Source organism: Xanthobacter oligotrophicus, from assembly GCF_008364685.1.
In the GTDB taxonomy this organism is placed as follows: domain Bacteria; phylum Pseudomonadota; class Alphaproteobacteria; order Rhizobiales; family Xanthobacteraceae; genus Xanthobacter; species Xanthobacter oligotrophicus.
In genome coordinates this window covers 1-17,747 of sequence record NZ_VTTL01000019.1, presented here as the reverse complement: position 1 = coordinate 17,747, position 17,747 = coordinate 1, and the positions used below count along the sequence as shown (strand labels likewise).

20 protein-coding genes and 1 pseudogene are annotated in these 17,747 nt (G+C 65.3%); 12 read left to right on the top strand and 9 right to left on the bottom strand.

Annotation, left to right across the window (positions count from 1 at the left end):
• Nucleotides 1–75: 75 nt before the first annotated feature.
• The 4 genes from FZ033_RS23400 to FZ033_RS23385 form a co-directional block, all read right to left on the bottom strand.
• Nucleotides 76–786 (bottom strand): L,D-transpeptidase, encoded by a 711-nt coding sequence (locus tag FZ033_RS23400; RefSeq protein ID WP_149578469.1) that lies wholly within the window; start codon nt 784–786, stop codon nt 76–78.
• Between the two features lie 380 nt (nt 787–1,166).
• Nucleotides 1,167–1,349, bottom strand: coding sequence for a hypothetical protein (locus FZ033_RS23395; RefSeq protein WP_149578468.1), 183 nt, complete (start codon nt 1,347–1,349; stop codon nt 1,167–1,169).
• Between the two features lie 73 nt (nt 1,350–1,422).
• On the bottom strand, nt 1,423–1,818 hold the full coding sequence (locus FZ033_RS23390; RefSeq protein ID WP_149578467.1) for a hypothetical protein: 396 nt from the start codon (nt 1,816–1,818) through the stop codon (nt 1,423–1,425).
• A gap of 31 nt (nt 1,819–1,849) precedes the next feature.
• Nucleotides 1,850–2,641, bottom strand: coding sequence for a sterol desaturase family protein (locus tag FZ033_RS23385; protein WP_149578466.1), 792 nt, complete (start codon nt 2,639–2,641; stop codon nt 1,850–1,852).
• A gap of 220 nt (nt 2,642–2,861) precedes the next feature.
• On the opposite strand from FZ033_RS23385, the gene FZ033_RS23380 reads away from it, so the two are divergent.
• Entirely contained in the window at nt 2,862–3,977 is a 1,116-nt protein-coding gene (locus FZ033_RS23380) for a Zn-dependent alcohol dehydrogenase (RefSeq protein ID WP_149578465.1), read from the top strand.
• Between the two features lie 65 nt (nt 3,978–4,042).
• Here the strand turns inward: FZ033_RS23380 and FZ033_RS23375 are convergent, their stop codons facing one another.
• Nucleotides 4,043–4,405 carry an antibiotic biosynthesis monooxygenase family protein gene (locus tag FZ033_RS23375; protein ID WP_149578464.1) on the bottom strand — a complete coding sequence of 121 codons (363 nt, stop codon included), beginning with the start codon at nt 4,403–4,405 and terminating at the stop codon, nt 4,043–4,045.
• Between the two features lie 298 nt (nt 4,406–4,703).
• Between FZ033_RS23375 and FZ033_RS23370 the strand changes: the two genes are divergently transcribed.
• The 5 genes from FZ033_RS23370 to FZ033_RS23350 are packed head-to-tail and all read left to right on the top strand — an operon-like array spanning nt 4,704 to nt 9,435.
• Entirely contained in the window at nt 4,704–5,978 is a 1,275-nt protein-coding gene (locus FZ033_RS23370) for an ABC transporter substrate-binding protein (protein ID WP_149578463.1), read from the top strand.
• Between the two features lie 9 nt (nt 5,979–5,987).
• Nucleotides 5,988–6,869 carry a branched-chain amino acid ABC transporter permease gene (locus FZ033_RS23365; RefSeq protein WP_149578462.1) on the top strand — a complete coding sequence of 294 codons (882 nt, stop codon included), beginning with the start codon at nt 5,988–5,990 and terminating at the stop codon, nt 6,867–6,869.
• A complete protein-coding gene (locus tag FZ033_RS23360; RefSeq protein WP_188079660.1) occupies nt 6,866–7,882 on the top strand; it encodes a branched-chain amino acid ABC transporter permease in 1,017 nt (338 codons plus the stop codon). Before FZ033_RS23365 ends, FZ033_RS23360 begins: the two co-directional genes overlap by 4 nt.
• Before the next feature lie 3 nt (nt 7,883–7,885).
• The gene (locus tag FZ033_RS23355) at nt 7,886–8,701 is read left to right on the top strand and encodes an ABC transporter ATP-binding protein (RefSeq protein WP_149578461.1); all 816 of its coding nucleotides are present in this window, start codon (nt 7,886–7,888) and stop codon (nt 8,699–8,701) included.
• An 11-nt stretch (nt 8,702–8,712) separates the two neighbouring features.
• On the top strand, nt 8,713–9,435 hold the full coding sequence (locus FZ033_RS23350; protein ID WP_149578460.1) for an ABC transporter ATP-binding protein: 723 nt from the start codon (nt 8,713–8,715) through the stop codon (nt 9,433–9,435).
• 99 nt (nt 9,436–9,534) lie between these two features.
• On the opposite strand, the gene FZ033_RS23345 is transcribed toward FZ033_RS23350, so the two are convergent.
• The 4 genes from FZ033_RS23345 to FZ033_RS23330 all read right to left on the bottom strand — a co-directional run bounded on the left by FZ033_RS23345 (nt 9,535) and on the right by FZ033_RS23330 (nt 12,643).
• A complete protein-coding gene (locus FZ033_RS23345) occupies nt 9,535–10,296 on the bottom strand; it encodes a GntR family transcriptional regulator (protein ID WP_149578459.1) in 762 nt (253 codons plus the stop codon).
• Between the two features lie 213 nt (nt 10,297–10,509).
• Entirely contained in the window at nt 10,510–11,289 is a 780-nt protein-coding gene (locus tag FZ033_RS23340) for an alpha/beta fold hydrolase (protein ID WP_149578458.1), read from the bottom strand.
• Between the two features lie 8 nt (nt 11,290–11,297).
• Nucleotides 11,298–11,594 (bottom strand): DUF6166 domain-containing protein, encoded by a 297-nt coding sequence (locus FZ033_RS23335; RefSeq protein WP_149578457.1) that lies wholly within the window; start codon nt 11,592–11,594, stop codon nt 11,298–11,300.
• Nucleotides 11,595–11,857: 263 nt separating this feature from the next.
• Nucleotides 11,858–12,643 carry a DNA-binding transcriptional regulator gene (locus FZ033_RS23330; RefSeq protein ID WP_149578456.1) on the bottom strand — a complete coding sequence of 262 codons (786 nt, stop codon included), beginning with the start codon at nt 12,641–12,643 and terminating at the stop codon, nt 11,858–11,860.
• A gap of 334 nt (nt 12,644–12,977) precedes the next feature.
• On the opposite strand from FZ033_RS23330, the gene FZ033_RS23325 reads away from it, so the two are divergent.
• The 6 genes and pseudogenes from FZ033_RS23325 to FZ033_RS23300 all read left to right on the top strand — a co-directional run.
• Nucleotides 12,978–13,919, top strand: a complete 942-nt coding sequence (locus tag FZ033_RS23325; protein ID WP_149578455.1) for a 3-carboxyethylcatechol 2,3-dioxygenase — start codon at nt 12,978–12,980, stop codon at nt 13,917–13,919.
• A gap of 44 nt (nt 13,920–13,963) precedes the next feature.
• Nucleotides 13,964–15,157 carry an acyl-CoA dehydrogenase family protein gene (locus FZ033_RS23320; RefSeq protein WP_149578454.1) on the top strand — a complete coding sequence of 398 codons (1,194 nt, stop codon included), beginning with the start codon at nt 13,964–13,966 and terminating at the stop codon, nt 15,155–15,157.
• Nucleotides 15,158–15,176: 19 nt separating this feature from the next.
• Nucleotides 15,177–15,737: a flavin reductase family protein gene (locus tag FZ033_RS23315; protein WP_149578453.1), complete on the top strand. Its 561-nt coding sequence runs from the start codon at nt 15,177–15,179 to the stop codon at nt 15,735–15,737.
• Nucleotide 15,738: 1 nt separating this feature from the next.
• Nucleotides 15,739–16,605, top strand: a complete 867-nt coding sequence (locus FZ033_RS23310) for an alpha/beta fold hydrolase (RefSeq protein WP_149578452.1) — start codon at nt 15,739–15,741, stop codon at nt 16,603–16,605.
• A 6-nt stretch (nt 16,606–16,611) separates the two neighbouring features.
• Complete coding sequence (locus tag FZ033_RS23305) at nt 16,612–17,418, top strand: 2-keto-4-pentenoate hydratase (protein WP_149578451.1); 807 nt, start codon at nt 16,612–16,614, stop codon at nt 17,416–17,418.
• A pseudogene (locus FZ033_RS23300) lies at nt 17,415–17,747 on the top strand (acetaldehyde dehydrogenase (acetylating)); the annotation flags it as partial. The gene FZ033_RS23305 and the pseudogene FZ033_RS23300, both read left to right, overlap by 4 nt.

The window sequence follows — 17,747 nt, the reverse complement described above, 5'->3', positions numbered from 1 at the left end:
ATCACCAGAGTTCCGAGAACACGCCCGATCTTCGCCCTGCTCGCACAGGCGCAGCGGACGGCGGACTGGCCTTTGCTATGCCGGCAAGACGACCACCTTCGTTTTGACCGGCGTACGTGAGTACAAGTCTATCATGTCCTGGCTGAGAAGGCCGACGCAGCCGCTGGTGACGCCTGAGCCGATCGACTCGGGGTCGCTGGTCGCGTAGATCGTATAGAGCGTGTAAGTGCCGTTCTGATAAAGATGCAGCGTGCGGGCGCCGAGCGGATTGTCGAGGCCGCCCGGCATGCCGTTGGCATATTTGGCAGCCTCGGGCTGGCGCCGGATCATCTCCTTGGGCGGAGTCCAGGTCGCCCATTCGCTTTTGCGCCCGACATAAGCGTCACCGCTCCACAGGAACCCGGCGCGGCCGACATTGGCCCCATAGCGGGTGGCGGAGCCGTCATCCTCGACGCGGTAGACATAGTAATTGCCAGGATCGACGATAATCGTGCCGGGCGCTTCCTTGGTCTCGTAACTCACTGTCCGGCGAAAATATTTCGGATTGACCTTGCTGATATCGGCCGCCGGGATCGGGAATTTCTCGGTGGGCACCGGCCCGTAGAGCTTCTGCGCCTCGGCAAGGCTTATGCCGTCGGATGTGGAGCAACCGGCGAGCCCGAGCGCACCGAGGCCGAGGGCAGAGCCGACCAGAAACGACCGGCGGTTGAGAGACCCCGGGCGAAGCCCAGGCAAAGCGACCTCTTCAATTTCGCCGGCCGCGGCATTCCCACCGTCCATGATCATGATTTCGCAGTTTCCCCATGTCCTATTGCCGAATCAGAAAATACTCCGGCATACCCCCGCTGAACGTCCTGCTGGGCTAAGATTGCCGCCACATGGCGTGACTGGCAAGCTCGGGGCTTCGCTGCGTGGGGCTTGCCATGCACCAAAGTCGCTGACGTCCGCGCGATCTCACGCGCGCTCGCTTCGGCAAAAACATGCAATCATGGCATCAATCAGGTCGGTGGCGCCGCGTCTCATCCGCCTCGGTGTCTAATATGGATCCGTGTCAGTTTTGTCACTGAGCCCGGGTATCGCGGCGCGCCGCTCAAACAGGAAGCCTTGTTAAGATTCGCCTCCAGATCGTGCCGCCGCTCCGGGAGCGGGCGGCGGCACGATCTGGCTTATTTACGAATTTCCTTACGCGAGACCTCGGGGAACAGCCACATGGCAATGACCATGAAGGTTCCGAGGAACAGCACTGCGTATTTCGGCCCGGTCTGCCCGAGCTCGGCCTGCAAGGCATAACCCGCAGCCGCGACAAGCATCACGATCAGCGAGATGGTGATTTTCACAAGTGTGGGCATGGTCGGCTCCGTTTTACTGGCGGGTCTGGTTGGATGGAATCATGGTTCTGGCGCCTCTCGCGTGCTTCGGGCTCTAGACGAGCGGGGCGACAAGCCCGGCCCCTAGCCGGTACAGGGCGGCGATGGCCCCGAGCTGCAGCACCCCCATCACGCCCAGCACGGCCCGCCCGTCGCGCCAGCGCTCAGGCCAGATCTCGAACGAGACCGGCGCGAAGAGGAAGGCGAGGCCCATCACCACGATCAGTGTGGTTGGCCGTAGCTCGGCAAAGCCGAAGGCCAGCGTCAGCCCGGTGAAGATCACCATGAGCGCGCCGTTGAACAGGGCGAGCGCAGTGTTCGAGGGCCGACCCCGCTCGTTCGCCACCCCAAGCGGGAACGAGCCGGAGAGGACGAGGAAGCCGATGCAGCAGAGCGTCCAGAACAGGGCGAACCAGGCCAGTGCGCCGATATTGGGCTCCAGGGCGTTCATGGCAGTTTCCTTGATCGCGAGGGGCGGGCGCTCACTCGGCAGGCTGCTGGCTCATGGCGCCCGCGGGCTTGGGTGTGCGCGATGCCTTGCGCATGTCCTGCTTTACGTAGCGCGTGTCGTAGCCATTGAAGAGATGGCCGATCAGGCCGCGGTTGAGATCGGAGGTGCCGAACAGCCAGTCCATCACCGGGAAGGTCAGGTTCATGTTGCGCTCCATCATGATCGACTGGTTGTGATGGGCGGCGTGGTGACGGCGGTTCGTATTGATGAAGGGCATGTTCCGCACGAACCAGTTCTCGTCGATATGGGTCGTGAAGTGCATGAACTCGTAGAGCAGGTAGATCGAGGTCGTGGTGGTGATGAACAGCCAGCCGACATTGGGCGAGACCAGCCAGGACAGCACCACGGCGCCGGGGATCGACATCAGCGTGAACGTCACCAGCGCATAGGGCGGGAAGAAGGTGACGCGCCAGTCGTGATGGTCCGCAAAGCGCATTTCCTCCTCGGTGAAGAACTGATGGTGCATCAGCGTGTGGCGGTTATAGACCGCGCGCAGCAACGGGATGTGTGACGGTCGGTGCATGACGTAGCGATGCAGCGCCCATTCAAAGAAATTGCAGAACAGGAACACGACCGGGACGGTGATCCACTCCCACCAAGCAATGGCGTGCAGGTTCGAGATGTACACGTAGAGGGCGGTGAAGCCGATCGTGTAGATAACCGCGATATGCAGCCATCCATTGTACCAGCCGGCGACACGCTCGCGATAGGTCGCGCGGTATTTGCGCTGTCGCTCGGTCATGGGGGTGAGCGAGAGTTCCATGGCGTCCTCCTGGGTCAGATTCTGAAAGCGGGAAACCTTGGGCGGCACCGGGTGCGCCTTGTTGCCCTACGACAAGAATGCATCTAACATATCAGTGTCACATTAGATGGCAAGGGCGTTGAGCGCCTGCCCCGCACCGTCAGCTACAGGAGGCGTTCCGGGGTCGGCGCGGGCGCAGCCGCGTCTGCTGACGTGGGACGACAGCTTCCGGGAGAGGAAAATGAGCCTGAGCTACAGGGCCGCCGTGCTGCATGAGGCGCACCACGCGCTCACCATCGAGACCGTGACGGCCGAGCCCCTGCGCGCCAACGACGTGCGCGTGCGCATCCGGGCGGCAGGGCTGTGCCACACTGACCTGGAGGTGATCGAGGGCGGGCTTAAAAACCCTATGCCCATCGTGCTCGGCCATGAGGCGGCGGGCATCGTCGAAGAGGTGGGGCCCGCCGCGCGCGGCGTGGCGCCGGGCGACCATGTGGTGTTGTCTTGGAATCCCCATTGCGGGGGCTGCTTCTATTGCGACCGCAGCCTGCCGATCCTGTGCGAGGGCTATCTGGATCAGGGGCCGAAAGCGATGGCTTTCGATGGCGCGCCCCGCGCCCGGCTGGCCGATGGCCGCGCACTGCACCAGCTGATGTTCCTCGGCGCCTTCGGTGACTACTGCACCGTTCAGGATCAGCAGGCGATCGTGGTGCCGCGCGAGATGCCGTTCGACCGCGCCTGCCTCATCGGCTGCGGGGTGATGACCGGCGCTGGCGCGGCGATGAATGTCGCCTCCATCCGCCATGGCGACACGGTGATGGTGCTGGGCTGCGGAGCGGTGGGTCTGGCGGCCGTGCAGGGGGCGCGGCTGGCCGGAGCGGAACAGATCATCGCGGTGGATCTCAACGACGCCAAGCTGGCGCTGGCCGCGACCATGGGGGCGACCACGCTGGTGAATGCCTCCCGGCAGGATGCCGCCGAGGCCGCGCGCGCGGCCACAAGGGGGCGGGGCGCGGACGTGGTGCTGGAATCGGCGGGCAGTCCCGCGGCTTTCCGCGTGAGCGCGGAAGCGGTGCGTCCGGGCGGTGAGGTGATCTGGCTCGGCAAGATCGACGTGGCGCGGGACGTCGCCTTTCGCTGGGGCTCGCTGATGGGCGAAAAGCGCATCCGCCGCTCCTCCTATGGCGGAGCGCGCCCGCGCCGGGATTTCCCCCTGCTGGCGCGGGCCTATCTTGATGGCCGGTTGAAGCTCGACGCGCTGATTACCGGCCATCTGAGGCTCGACGAGATCAATGCCGGCTTCGACGCGCTGAAGAGCGGGGCGGCCATACGCAGCGTCATTGTCTTCGACGACTAGATCTTAAGGTTAGATGGGGGTTCACCGAGCAGATTTAGCCAATCTGCTCGGCTGGCGCGCGCCGTCTATATGGCAACGTCGGCGGATGTATGCGCCTGCCGACTGTCGTTCGGGGCCTGGGCCCGGTCGGTCAGGGTATAGTCGCGCGAAACTTCGGCGATGCGCAGCCGGTAGTCACGGAAGACGCCCCGGCGTCCCTTGGCCTGCGCGCGCCGGTGGTTTGTCCTTGTGCGCCACTGGCGGATCGCTTCCTCGTCGCGCCAAATCGAGAGCGAGAGCATCTTGTCCGGATCGGTGATGCTCTGGAAGCGCTCGACCGAGATGAAGCCGTCGACCTCTTCAAGATCGGCGCGCAACTCGGCGGCTATGTCGAGATAATGTTGGCGCTCCCCCTCAGCGGGCCAGACTTCGAAAATCACGGCGATCATGGCGGTCTTCCTCCGGCTTTGCCGGCTCATCCTGCGCCCGCCCCGTCAGCCGAGTAAAGCTGGAACGACGATAAATATGCCAAAGATATATTAGATGTGGAGGAATCTGGCGGGATCGGCGTTGCAGCAGAATCGCTCGCAAGTCCAGGTAACATATGGGTTTTCTGGCCGTGTGGAGCGACGTTCTCCAATTCCAAATTGATCCAAGTCAAAATTACTCCTTGCAGACATTCAATCTGCATATTTATGATATGTCAGTCCTATGACGGGCGCTAGACCCGCAGGGGGAGGAAACCAGATGACTCTCAGCCGCCGCTCAGTGCTGCGGGGGATCGGTGCTGCCAGTCTCGCCGCGTCCATGCCGGGCGTCTACGCCCCGGCCATCGCCCAGTCCAAGCCGGTGCGCATCGGCATCCTCGCCCCGCGCTCCGGAGCCATGGGCACGGTGGGTGAATGCGGTATCCGTGCGGTGCAGTGGGCCGCTGACCGCATGAACAAGGATGGCGGCATCGCCGGTCGGCCCATCGAGTTGGTGTTCGAGGAGGAAACCTCCCCGAAGGACACCATCGAGCGCTTCCGGCGCCTGGTGCTTCAGGAAAAGGTGGACTGCGTGCAGGGTCTCATCTCCACCGGCGTCTCCATGGGCGTGGCGCCCGTCGCCGAGGAGGAACAGGCGCTTCTCATCATGTGGGACGGCACCACGCAGGACGGCGTGAAGGAGGCGATGCCGAATGCGCGCTACGTGTTCCGCTCCACCGACAACGAGTGCGAGGCGGTCATGGCCTCGCTGCTGTCGGTCAAATATTTCGGAAACAAGATCAAGCGTGTCGCCGGCATCAACCCAGACTACTCCTACGGCCGCAACAACTGGGAAGCATTCCGGCAGATCCTGACGCGGGCAGGCGTCGAATTCGAGGTGGTGGCCGAGCAGTGGCCCAAGGTCGGCACTATGGACCTCACCTCGCACATTGCCGCGCTGAAGGCCGCCAAGCCTGACTTCATTTTCTCCTCCATGCTGTTCGCCGACCTGCCGGTGTTCATGAAGCAGGGCAGCGCCGCCGGCCTGTTCGAGGGCGTGAACCTCGCGCTTCCCGCCGCCGGCTGGCAGCTCAACCAGCTGAAGAAGAGCTTCATGCCGGAGAACATCATCTTCGGGCACAACACGCTCTATTTCGCGCTGCCCGACGCCTCTGCGCTGCAAAAAGCCTTCGTCGACGATTACATGGGCCGTTACAAGGAGGCGCCGCACTGGGAGGCGGACCGCGCCTATTTCGCCCTCGCCGCCTACAAGGCGGGCACCGAGGCCGCCGCCAAGGCGACCGGGCGCTGGCCCAAGCTCGACGAGATCATCGATTCCATCCCGAAGCAGGAGGTGCAGAGCCTCGGCGGGCCGGGCCGCTTCCGCACCGACAAGATCGCCGAGCAGGTGTTCTATCAGGGGCTTTCGACCAACGACAATAAGTTCGACTTTCCCACCCTGCGGACCGTGAACGCCTATTCGGCCGAGCAGCTCCAGAAGCCGCCGGGAATGGACTTCTGGGTGTGGCTGAAGACCGCGAAACTTCCGGTCTGAGGGCGCATCATGACCCTGTTCGCCGACATGATCCTCGGCGGCGTCTTCCACGCCGCCATTCTCTTCCTCGTCGCCGCCGGCCTTCAGCTCGTCTTCGGCGTGCAGAAGATCGTCAACCTCGCCTGCGGCTCCTTCTACGCGCTGGGGGCCTATTTCGGCATTACCGCCGTGGCCACCGCCACGTCCATGGGATTGCCGGGCCTTGCGGTGCTGCCGGTGCTGCTGCTGGCGGGTCTCGCCATCGGCCTTGTGGGGCTGCCGGTGGAGCGTCTGCTGCGCACCGTGTACCGGCGTGACGAGAGCCACCAATTGCTGCTCACCTTCGGCCTGCTGCTGGTGTTCCAGGACGTGATGCGCTTTTGGTGGGGGGCGACGCCCCGGACGCTGGACAACGCCTATCTCGCCTATGGCACGGCGCAGGTCGCCGGCGTGCGGGTGCCGACCTACAACCTGCTGGTCATCGTCGCCTCCATCGCCATCGCGGCCGGTCTCGGCCTGTTCCTCAAGCGCACGCGCACCGGGCGCATCATCCGCGCCACGGCGGAAAACCGCGAGATGTCCGAAGGTCTCGGCGTGAATTCCAACCGCGTCTTCGCGGCGGTGTTCACGGTGGGCTGCATGCTCGGCACGGTGGGCGGCGCGCTGGTGGTGCCGGCCTCCGCCGCCTCCCTGGAAATGTCGGTGGAACTGGTGGTCGAAGCCTTTGCCGTGGTGGTCATCGGCGGCCTGGGCTCCATGCGCGGGGCGATCGCCGGCGCGCTGATCGTCGGCCTCATCCGTGCCGTGGCGATCATGGTGCTGCCCGAGGCTGAAATTCTCTCGATCTATCTGGTCGTCATCGCGGCGCTTATCCTGCGTCCGGCCGGCCTGTTCGGAAAGGCGATGGCATGAGCGCTCCCCCTATCGTCGAGCGCGCGGTCATCGCGCGCCCGGCCTCCGAGGCCGCCCGACCGTCCGGCTTGTGGGCCTTTCTGGTGATCCTGGCGGCGATGGCGGCCCTGCCGTTCGTGGCCTCCACCTATACGCTGACCCTGATGGTGCCGTTCTTCGCGCTCGCCATCGCCCTGCTCGGGTTCAACCTGCTGTTCGGCTATACTGGGCTGTTGTCCTTCGGCCATGCCATGTTCCTTGGCATCGGCGCCTACACGGCGGCGGTGATGACCTCCAAGCTCGGCATCAGGTCGTTCGAGCTGATCCTCTTGGTGTCGGTCCTCGTCTCGATCGCCGTTGCCCTACCGGTCGGCTATCTGTGCGTGCGCTACACACGCATCTTCTTCGGCATGCTCACGCTGGCCTTCGGCATGTTGTTCCACTCGGTGCTCTACAAGTTCTACGGCCTCACCGGCGGCGACCAGGGCATGCGGGTGCTGCGCCCGCTGCTGTTCGGCATGGAGGTGGAGGGTGGCAAGACCGCCTTCCTCACCGGGCCGTTCTATTACTATGCCCTCGGCCTTTTGGGCGTGCTCGGCCTGGTCATGTGGCGCATCGTGCGCTCGCCCTTCGGCCTGCATCTGCAGGCGATCCGCGAGAATGCGCAGAAGGCGTCGTACCTCGGCGTCGAGGTCACCCGCATGCGGCTAAAGGCCTATGTCATCTCCGGCATCTATGGCGGCATCGGCGGCGCGATCCTGGCGATCACCATCGGCCTTGCCGACCCCGAGATCGTCTACTGGACCCAGTCCGGCAACCTCGTCTTCATGGCGGTGCTCGGCGGCTCCGGCGCCTTCGTCGGCCCGGTGATCGGCTCCCTCGCCTTCGTCCTCCTGCAGGATACGGTGATGTCCGTGACCCAGTACTGGCGCCTGGTGATGGGCGCGGTGCTGATCCTGCTGGTGGTGTTCTTCCCCAGCGGCCTGTCCGGCATTGCCGGCAGCCTTCTCAACCGCTTCAAGCGCGGGAGCTGAGCCATGACGGCCCTTCTGGAAGCCAGCACGGTCTGCAAGAGCTACGGCGCCTTTCATGCGCTGACCGATATCTCGCTGTCCATCGCAGATGGCGAGTTCATCTCCATCGTCGGCCCCAATGGCGCCGGCAAGAGCACGCTGGTGAACGTTCTCACCGGGCTGCTGAAGCCCACCTCCGGCCGCGTCTCGTTCCGAGGCACGGACATCGGCGGCATCGGGCCGGTGGAGCTGGCCCGGCGCGGCATGGCGCGCGGCTTCCAGCTCGTGAACATCTTTCCCGAACTCACCGTGCGCGAAACGCTGGCGGTGGCCGCCGCATCGCGGTTGAAGCGCATCGCAAACCCGCTCCGCAGCCTCGTGCGCGACCGCGAGGTGAACGAGGCGGTGGAGGAGGTGGCGGACATCTTCCATCTGCGTCCCCGGCTCGACCAGCGCGCCCGCGCCCTCTCCCAGGGCGAGAAGAAGCTTCTGGACGTGGCAAGCGCCTTCGCCCTGAAGCCGGAACTCATCCTCATCGACGAGCCAACCTCCGGTGTTTCCACCGGCGACAAGCACGCCATCATGGAGCTGCTCATCGCCGCCTGCCGCAAGGCGGGGGTACGTGCCATCATCCAGGTTGAGCACGACATGGATCTGGTGGCGCGCTACTCGGACCGCATCGTCGCGCTCCAGGCCGGCCGCGTGCTGGCGGATGAAAAGCCGGAGGTGTTCTTCAAGGATCCCGCCCTCATCTCCGCCGTGGTCGGGACCCGCCCGCCGCAGGTGAAGCACAAGACCTCGGGCGATGCGGCGAGCTTCATGCCCGCCCACGTCAACTAAAGGAACGGCTCATGCTCAGCATCTCCGGCCTCAAGGTCGACATCGCAGGTAGCCGCATCCTCAACGGGCTTGATCTCACGGTTTCGGCCGGCGAACTGGTCTGCCTCATCGGGCGCAATGGCGCGGGCAAGACCACCACCTTCCGCACCATCATGGGCCATCGCCAGCCGGAGGCCGGTTCCATCACCTTCAAGGGGCAGAACCTGGTGGGCCTGCCGACCTACAGGATCGCCCGGCTCGGCATCGGCTATTCGCCGGAGGAATCCGACGTCTATGCCGACCTCACGGTAGCGGAGAACATCGCGTTGCCGACCTGGACGCGGGCCTCCCCGCTTTCGGAGGAGGAGCGGGTGGAGCGCTCGCTGAAAGTATTTCCCAAGCTGCGCCAGTATCTGGAGCGCGGAGGGCAGCAGCTCTCGGGGGGTGAGCGCAAGATGGTTTCGGTCGCCCGCGCTCTGGCACTGGACCCGAGCCTGCTGCTGCTCGATGAGCCGTTCGAGGGGCTGTCGCCCGCCATCATCCCGATCATCTCGGAGGGCATCGCCTCGATCCGGGCCATGGGCGAGGCGGTGCTGATGGCCGAATCCAACGTCCATCATCTGCCCGAATATGTCGACCGGCTCTATGTGGTGGAGCGGGGCGAGATGATCTTCGAGGGCACCCTGGCCCAGGCCTACGCCGACCGCGCGGTGATGCGTGTGATCGCTGGCGAGGTCGAGGTGGCGCACGCCTGAGCGTGCCCCGTGGAGTTGGCCGCCTGACGTGGCGGCGGCATCGCGCGGGGCGGTGCTGTTCTCGCGTCAGGCGGCGGCGTGAGGGCGATGCCCCCGCCCTCAGTCGTCCAGCGTCTTGCGGGCAAAGGATTCGATATAGTCGATGAGCTTGTCCGAGGCACTGGCGGCCCGGGCGGCGTCACGCCCGGCAATCGCCGCAGCAAGATCGGCATGAAGCTGGGCGGCGAGCGGCAGATCGGCGACGCGCTTGTAATGCTGGTACCAGAACCGGCGCGAGAGCGCGTGCATCAACCCCATGGAGCGGCTCGCGAACTCGTTGCGCGCGGCGTCCGAGACCAGGGTGTTGAGCGCGCGGTCCAGCCGCATGAACGCGATGCCGTCCGAGCGCTCGGCGGCGTCCCGCATGCCTTCGGCGATCTGCGCGAACTGTTCGCATTCCTCGTCGCTGGCCCGCTCGGCGGCCAGTTCGGCCATCAGCCGCTCCAGCACGCGCCGGGTTTCCAGCAGGCGGAGCTGGGTGCGCAGATTGATCTCGGAAACGAGGACCCCGCGCCGCGCCAGCACCACCACCAGGCCGTCGCGCGCCAGGCGCTGGAGCGCCTCGCGGATCGGCGTGCGGCCGATGTTCAGCCGCTGCGCCAGCGTCAACTCGGATAGGACCGTGCCGGGCGGGAGCTGGAGCGTGGAGATCAGTTCCTCCAGCTGGCGATAGGCGCGATCCGTCAGGGTGAGGTCTTCGGGCTCGACGTTCTTGCCGACGCGCCGGGCACGGGAGCCGCCCGTCTTGGAGACTTCCTTCTTGGAGCCGCCCGTCTTGCGGGCATCGGGATCGGCGGCGCGCTTGGTGCCTGCTGGCGGCATGGGGAACTCCGGTGGACGGGCCGCTCGTGAGGCGGGCGACGGCGAAGGGCTGGGATATCACGAGAGCGCATTTTGATGGAATTGCTCAGCGCGCGAGCCGGGATCCTCTTCTGGAGCGTTTTCCGCTCGCCTTGGCTCACGGCAATCGCTCTAGACTCTTGTGTTGACGCGTTTTTTTCACGCGAACCGGTATCCACTCCGCTCGAAAACGCTCTAAATCGCATTCATGCGGCCGGGGCTTGAGAGGACAGAATGGCGCAGCAGGCTCTGCGCGAAGCGTTCGGGATCATGTGCCATCAGGTTGTGCCCCGCTGCGGGCCAGATTTCCAGCGCGGCGTCGGGAATGCCCGCGGCGATGAGGCTGCCGTGGGCGAGCGGGCACTGGTCGTCCTGCTCACCATGCATCACCAGCGTCGGCAGGGCGATACGCGAAAGCGCCTCCCGCAGGTCGGTCGCGCGCACGCTCGCCCAGGCCCGGGCCACCGCCGTCGGCGTGGCATAGGCGGTCAGAGCCAGCCGCACGGCCCGCTCCCGTGCCTCCTCGGCGACCGCATCCGCCGTGTCGGCATGAAACCACACGGCATCGTGGCCCGGCCGGGCCGTGCCGCTCGCCAGCACCAGAGCGTCGAGCTTGTCCGCGCCATAAAGGTCGAGGTACGTGAGCGAGACCAGCACGCCCATGCTCCAGCCCACCAGCGTTACCGGGCCGGCGGCGGCCTCGATCACGGCGTGAAGGTCGGTCGCGAAATGATCGAGGGTATAGGCGCCCGGCTCGTCCGGCACGGGCGAGCGCCCGCGTCCGCGCAGGTTTGGCATCCAGATGGCGCGTTCACCACCGAGATGGGCCGCCACCTCGGCCCAGGCCGCCGCGGTTCCCTGAATGCCGTGCAGCAGCACGAAGGTCCCGCGCGCCGGATCGGCCTCCGGGTTGGCGCGCAGGCATTCGATGGCACCGGCGCGGGTGGCGATGAACGCCGTGGAGACGCCCGCCATGAAGAGGCTCAGGCCGCGCGGGCGGTGAGGGCGGTATCGATATCGGCGCTGGTGATTTCCCACTCATTGCCGAAATTGGCGACCACTTGGCGCATGAATCGCTCATAGTGCTGCAGCGCGGGCCCGGCGGCACCGAAATGATCGGCCAGGATGGCGAGCGCGAGCTGGGCCGGAGCGACGCCCTCGTAGGTCCATTCGAACCCGTCGCGGCTTATCTCCCTGATATCGGTACGCTCCGGCAGGGGAGCCCCGTCCACCGTGACCGATACGCCATCGATGGTTCTGTCTCCACGATATGTCTTCATGGCAGGATCCGTTAATTTCCAACAACTGACATATTAGATGTTTATCTAGTGTCTGGCAATTGGATTTCGAAAGGTGTGGTGCTGGATCGAGGGGCGTCCTCGCGCTGGCTTTCCCGATGTCGTCACAAGCCCAATGCGGTCACAAAATCGGGGAACCGGGATGTCACCCGCGCCGTCGCAGCGGCGATGAAAGATCCAAATGGCGCCCTGGGCCTGCTTCTGGTCGCGTATATTTCCCGTGAACTACCTTATAGGTACAGAATTCAAATATCTGTTGCCTCTCGCTCGATTGACTTCACTGTCCTGCGAAGAGAATCCAGATAGCGCGACGCGGCCGTCGCCGTGGTCATGGCCGAGGCGACATAGACGACGCTCAGGCAGCCCAGAAGCCCTTGCCGGCCGTGGATGGGAAGCGCGATCCCGGCCATCTTCGGCTCGTCCGTCCAGTTCATGTGGTTGGCGCCATAGCCCTGCTGGACCACGCGCGCCAGCAGATCATCCAGGGCCGGCCGGTCACGGGCCAGCCGGCATTCCATTCGCGGTTGCCGGGCCAGGAAATCGATGATGCTCTCACGCTCCTCCTGTGGGCAGAACGCCAGATAGGCCGTGCCGCTCGCGGTCTGGAGCATGGGCAGGCGCCGGCCGATCATGGAACGGTGAAACGAGAGCTTGCTGAAGCGATGCGTGGTCTCGCGGACCACCATGGCATCCACGTCGAAAGTGCACAGGTCCGTCGGCCAGACCACCTCTTTGAGCAATTGCCCCAAAAGGGGCGAGGCGAGCGCGGAAATCCAGTGCTCGTCGCGAAAGCCTTCGCTGAGTTCCCGCACGCGAAGGTTCAGGCAGTATCGGTCATCGGACTTGCTGCGCCGGACATAGCCTTCTTCCTGCAAGGTCTCCAGAAGACGTTGCACCGTGGTGCGGTGCAACTTCGTCTGCTCCGCGAGGCGCGCCACGTTGGCTCCGCCGTCGATGCGGTTGAGGACGTTGAGGAGCGCAAGCCCCCGGCTCAGCCCCCGCACGCTCTTGTAGGGGCTTTCCCCCGCCATGATGTTCCGCTCCCATTTTTCGCCAGCATAACGCAAAAATCGAGGCGACTTGCACCGGGGGGCGGTACTAGCCGCGGTCACCCAATGCGCGCGAAACGCAGGCGATTGCTCAATTCCGACACCGCCATGCGGGGAGCCGCGTTTCCGGGGGCGCTCGAAAAATCATTTAGAATCAGTGCTGTGCACTGGGTGCACACCGCAATGGTTTGGTGTTCCTTCTTCTGCTTCGGCGCTCCTAAAGTACACCCGCTCAAAACGAAGAACGCGACCGGGAAGGGAGGAGCGGGCCACGCATTGCCGTTGGCCTGAAGCTTCGAAGGTCGAGGGAGCCATCATGACCATCAAGCTCAAGTGCCTTTCGCACACGCCTCTGCGTGGCCTGAACGACCCCGCGCCGGACGTGATCGCCGAAGTCGACGCGGTGCTGGCCCGCGCCCGCGCCGATGTGGAAGCGTTCGACCCGGAGCTGATCGTGATCTTCGCGCCGGATCACTATAATGGTCTTTTTTACGATCTCATGCCGCCCTTCGTCATTGCGACGGCGGCAGAGTCGGTCGGCGATTACATGACTTTGCCTGGCCCGCTCTCGGTGGAGCGCGATCTGGCGCTCGATCTGGCGCGCTTCATACTCGATCATGACGTGGACATCTCCCTGTCCCATCGCCTGCAAGTGGATCACGGCTGCACCCAGACGCTGGAGGAACTCACCGGCAGCCTCACGCGCTACCCGGTGATCCCCATCATCATCAATTCGGTGGCGCCGCCCTTCGCGCCCTACCGGCGGATCCGCCGCCTCGGCGAAGTGGTCGGGCAATTCATCGCCACCCTCGACAAGCGGGTGCTGGTGCTGGGCACCGGTGGGCTGTCCCACGAGCCTCCGGTGCCGCTTTTGGAGGGGGCGCCCGAAGCCATCGGCGAATTCCTGATCTGCGGGCGCAATCCCACCCCCGAAGCGCGCGCCGCCCGGCAGGCACGCACTGTCGCCGCCGGCAAGATCTACGGTACCGACCTGTCCGCGCAGACCCCTCTCAATGCCGAGTGGGATCAGGCCTTCATCGACCTTTTGCTGGATGCCCGGCTCGCGGCCGTGGACGACTTCAGCATCGATGAGATCTCGAAGGAAGCCGGCCGCTCCACCCACGAGGTCCGCACCTGGGTCGCGGCGTTCGCGGCGCTTGCGGCGGCGCGGGGCGGCTACAGCGCGCAGCGCGACTACTACCGCCCGATCAACGAATGGATCGCCGGCTACGGCGTCATGAGCGCCGAGCCACGCTGACGGCGTGCATGCGAAGCCCAGCGAGGAACGCCAGGAGAATCAAGATGTTGGATAGATCGAGTTGCACGCCCACGGAGGCCGAGATCGTCGCACGCGCCGAGGCCATGGTGCCCTGGCTGCGTGAGCAGGCCGACGCGGTCGAGAAGGCCCGGATGGTGCCGCCCTCCACCATCCAGGCGTTCCAGGATGCCGGCTTCTTCCGCATCCTCCAGCCGCGTCGCTGGGGCGGCTACGAGATGAGCCCCAACGTGCTCAACAAGGTGCTGATGGAGCTTGCCCGCGGCTGCCCGTCCAGCGCCTGGAACGTCATGGTTCTCGGTGTCCATCCGTTCGAGGTGGGCCTGCTCGACCAGCGCTGCGGCGACGAATTGTGGGGCGAGGACACGAGCCGCCTGGTGTCGTCATCCTATGCTCCGTTCGGAACCGTGACGGCGGTAGACGGCGGTTATGTCCTCAAGGGCGAGTGGCTCACGTCCAGCGGCTGCGACCATGCAGAGGGTGGCGCCTTCCTCGGCGGTCGCGTGGCGGAGAATGGCGAGCAGGTGTTCCGCTCCTTCTGGGTGCAGAAGGCCGATTTCGAGATCGTTGACGACTGGTTCGTGGTGGGTCTTGCCGGCACCGGCAGCAAGAAGCTGGTGGTGAAGGAAGCCTTCGTTCCCGCCTACCGCAGCCATGTCATCGCCGCCTACGGCGAGGAGACCCACGGCCACGTGGATAATCTCTACAAGATGCCGTTCTTCTACGTGTTCTATGCGGCGGTTTCTTCGGTCATCGTCGGCATGGCCCGCGGCATGGTGGACCTCTATGTCGAGCATATGAAACCGCGGCAGAACCTGAACCAGGCCGTCGGCGCGGCGGTGAACGACCCCTTCATCAAGGGCCGGCTGGGCGAGGCCTCCGCCAAGATCCTGGGCGCGGCCGCCCGCATCCTGCACAACACCGACGAGGCCTGGAGCTTTGCCGAGCGCGGTGCGCTGGTGCCCATCGACGTGCGCGTGCGCCACTTCGCCACCAACCAGTTCACGGGCGGCGAATGCTTCGATGCCGCCCATATGATCTTCAAGAAGACATCGACGCGCGGCGTCTGGCTGAACAACCCCATGCAGCGCCAATTGCGCGACATCCTCGTGGGGGCCAACCACATCACCCAGAACCAGGACAACATCGGCGATCTCCTCGGCGGGCAGATGCTCGGCAATCCCATGCCGGCGGCAAACCCGTTCGGCGTGCGGCCGTGAGCAGCCGGGAGACCCTCCAATGACACAGAACATCAACCAGCGCCTCGACTGGGCGTCGAACGAAGCCCTGCGCGATCTGCCGACCGCCAGTGCGGACGACCACCGCACCGGCATGCGCCACCTGGCATCGGGGGTGTCCATCATCACCAGCCGCGACGGCGAGACCGCGGTGGGGCTAACCGCGACGGCGGTGTGCTCGGTCACCGTCGATCCGCCCCGGATGGTGGTGCTGGTCAACAAGAAGGTGGCCGCCGCCGACTCCATCCTCGCCAGCGGGGCCTTGTGCATCAACGTGCTCGCCGCCAGCCAGGCGCACCTCGCCAAGGTGTTCGCCGGCATGGTGGAGGGGGTGTTCGGCCCCGCCCGCTTCGAGCACGGCAGCTGGCACGCCCGCGTCTCAGGAGCCCCCGTGCTGGAGGGCGCGCTCGCCACGTTCGATTGCCGCGTGGTCAAGGTGTTCGACGAGAGCACCCATCATGCCCTGCTGTGCGAGGTACTTCACGCCTCCGAGCCGCCGGGCGGCGAACCCCTGATCTACGTGAACGGCGCCTTCTGTCGCGTCAGCCCCCTGGAAGCGTGAGATGAGCCAGCCCTTCACCGAATCCGAAACCAGCCGCTTCGTCCGTGTCCGCGAAGGCGAGGGCGAGCTGAACATCCACTACAACGACTGCGATCCCGGCGATGCCCGCGAGACCGTGGTGATGCTGCACGGCTCTGGCCCCGGCGCCTCGGGCTGGGCCAACTTCAACCGCAACATCACGCCGCTGGTGGAGGCTGGCTTCCGGGTGCTCCTCGTGGATTGCCCCGGCTGGAGCAAGAGCGACACCATCGTCAACACCGGCTCGCGCTCGAACCTGAATGCAAGGGTGCTCGCCGGCGTCGTCGATGCGCTCGGCCTCGGGCGCATCCACATCCTCGGCAATTCCATGGGTGGCCACAGCGCGGTGGCCTTCGCCCTCGACCATCCCGAGCGGGTGGGCAAGCTGGTTCTCATGGGTGGAGGCACCGGCGGCGTCAGCCCGTTCACGCCCATGCCGACGGAAGGCATCAAGCTGCTCAATGGGCTTTACCGCTCACCCACCATCGAAAACCTGAAGGCGATGATGAATGTCTTCGTCTTCGATCCCGGCGATCTCACCGAAGACCTGTTCCAGGCGCGGCTCGACAATATGCTGAAGCGCCGGGACCATCTGGACAACTTCGTCGCGAGCTTTGCGGCCAATCCCAAGCAATATCCCGATTTCGGCCCGCGTCTCGGCGAGATCGCGGCGCCGACGCTGGTCATCTGGGGCCGCAACGACCGCTTCGTGCCCATGGATGTGGGCCTGCGCCTCATCGCCGGCATTCCGAAGTCGGAACTGCACGTCTTCAACAATTGCGGGCATTGGGCCCAGTGGGAGCACTGGAAGGCGTTCAACGCCCTCGTGCTCGAATTTCTTTCAAGGTGATTTCAGATGAGTGCAGAGCAGATCATCGAAGCGGCGGACCGGCTGTCCGACGCGGCGCGCACGGGCGTGCCCTGCGAGCCGGTGCGGGACCTCATCGGCCTCGACCTCAAGGCCGCCTATGAGGTCCAGTTTCTCAACACTCGCCGTGCCGTCGAGGGCGGCCGGCGCCTGGTTGGCCGCAAGATCGGCCTCACCTCTGTGGCGGTGCAGAAGCAGCTCGGCGTCGACCAGCCCGACTTTGGGGTGCTGTTCGCCGACATGGAGTATGGCGACGGCGAGGAAGTGCCCTTCGCCCGCCTGCTCCAACCGAAGGCGGAGGCGGAAGTCGCCTTCGTCCTGAAGTCGGACCTCGCCGCGCCGGACGTCACCCCCACCGAGGTCTGCCGAGCTATCGACTACGTGGCCCCGGCCATAGAGATCGTGGGCAGCCGGGTGAAGAACTGGGATATCCGCATCTCCGACACCATCGCCGACAATGCCTCCAGCGGCGTCTACGTGGTGGGCGGACCCATCCGCCGGCTGGACGACGTGGACCTTGCTGGCGTCGGCATGGTGCTCGACCGCAACGCTATTGCCGCGTCGTTCGGCGGCGGGGCGGCCTGCCTCGGCAATCCGCTCACCGCGGTGCTGTGGCTTGCCCGCACCTGCGCCCGCCTCGGCACGCCCCTCAAGGCCGGGGACGTGGTCCTGAGCGGCGCCCTCGGCCCCATGGTCCCCGTCGCCCCGGGCGATGTGCTGGAAGCGTGGATTGCCGGGCTCGGCTCGGTCAAGGTCTCCATCGGGACCCTCGGCACCTCGGAGAAGCAGGCATGAGCACGCCCAGGATCAAAGCTGCCATCATCGGCTCGGGCAACATCGGCACCGACCTGATGATCAAGATCATGCGCACGTCGCGGCACCTGGAGATGGGGGCCATGGTGGGCATCGATCCCAATTCCGACGGCCTCGCCCGCGCGGCGCGCCTCAACGTGCCGGTGACCCACGAGGGCATCGAGGGGCTGCGCCGCCTGCCCAATTACGCCGAGATCGGCGTGGTGTTCGACGCCACCTCCGCCAAGGCCCACCTCACCAACAATGCGCTGCTCCAGAAGGACGGCAAGAAGGTGATCGACCTCACCCCGGCGGCCATCGGTCCCTTCACC

What these genes read in the sequence shown, in the direction of transcription:
- FZ033_RS23345 (WP_149578459.1), bottom strand. Translation starts at nt 10,296, where the DNA reads ATGCCGCCAGCAGGCACCAAGCGCGCCGCCGATCCCGATGCCCGCAAG.
- FZ033_RS23320 (WP_149578454.1), top strand. Translation starts at nt 13,964, where the DNA reads ATGTTGGATAGATCGAGTTGCACGCCCACGGAGGCCGAGATCGTCGCA.
- FZ033_RS23350 (WP_149578460.1), top strand. Translation starts at nt 8,713, where the DNA reads ATGCTCAGCATCTCCGGCCTCAAGGTCGACATCGCAGGTAGCCGCATC.
- FZ033_RS23375 (WP_149578464.1), bottom strand. Translation starts at nt 4,405, where the DNA reads ATGATCGCCGTGATTTTCGAAGTCTGGCCCGCTGAGGGGGAGCGCCAA.
- FZ033_RS23340 (WP_149578458.1), bottom strand. Translation starts at nt 11,289, where the DNA reads ATGGCGGGCGTCTCCACGGCGTTCATCGCCACCCGCGCCGGTGCCATC.
- FZ033_RS23365 (WP_149578462.1), top strand. Translation starts at nt 5,988, where the DNA reads ATGACCCTGTTCGCCGACATGATCCTCGGCGGCGTCTTCCACGCCGCC.
- FZ033_RS23390 (WP_149578467.1), bottom strand. Translation starts at nt 1,818, where the DNA reads ATGAACGCCCTGGAGCCCAATATCGGCGCACTGGCCTGGTTCGCCCTG.
- FZ033_RS23335 (WP_149578457.1), bottom strand. Translation starts at nt 11,594, where the DNA reads ATGAAGACATATCGTGGAGACAGAACCATCGATGGCGTATCGGTCACG.
- FZ033_RS23360 (WP_188079660.1), top strand. Translation starts at nt 6,866, where the DNA reads ATGAGCGCTCCCCCTATCGTCGAGCGCGCGGTCATCGCGCGCCCGGCC.
- FZ033_RS23380 (WP_149578465.1), top strand. Translation starts at nt 2,862, where the DNA reads ATGAGCCTGAGCTACAGGGCCGCCGTGCTGCATGAGGCGCACCACGCG.
- FZ033_RS23305 (WP_149578451.1), top strand. Translation starts at nt 16,612, where the DNA reads ATGAGTGCAGAGCAGATCATCGAAGCGGCGGACCGGCTGTCCGACGCG.
- FZ033_RS23395 (WP_149578468.1), bottom strand. Translation starts at nt 1,349, where the DNA reads ATGCCCACACTTGTGAAAATCACCATCTCGCTGATCGTGATGCTTGTC.
- FZ033_RS23385 (WP_149578466.1), bottom strand. Translation starts at nt 2,641, where the DNA reads ATGGAACTCTCGCTCACCCCCATGACCGAGCGACAGCGCAAATACCGC.
- FZ033_RS23370 (WP_149578463.1), top strand. Translation starts at nt 4,704, where the DNA reads ATGACTCTCAGCCGCCGCTCAGTGCTGCGGGGGATCGGTGCTGCCAGT.
- FZ033_RS23310 (WP_149578452.1), top strand. Translation starts at nt 15,739, where the DNA reads ATGAGCCAGCCCTTCACCGAATCCGAAACCAGCCGCTTCGTCCGTGTC.
- FZ033_RS23330 (WP_149578456.1), bottom strand. Translation starts at nt 12,643, where the DNA reads ATGGCGGGGGAAAGCCCCTACAAGAGCGTGCGGGGGCTGAGCCGGGGG.
- FZ033_RS23315 (WP_149578453.1), top strand. Translation starts at nt 15,177, where the DNA reads ATGACACAGAACATCAACCAGCGCCTCGACTGGGCGTCGAACGAAGCC.
- FZ033_RS23400 (WP_149578469.1), bottom strand. Translation starts at nt 786, where the DNA reads ATGATCATGGACGGTGGGAATGCCGCGGCCGGCGAAATTGAAGAGGTC.
- FZ033_RS23325 (WP_149578455.1), top strand. Translation starts at nt 12,978, where the DNA reads ATGACCATCAAGCTCAAGTGCCTTTCGCACACGCCTCTGCGTGGCCTG.
- FZ033_RS23355 (WP_149578461.1), top strand. Translation starts at nt 7,886, where the DNA reads ATGACGGCCCTTCTGGAAGCCAGCACGGTCTGCAAGAGCTACGGCGCC.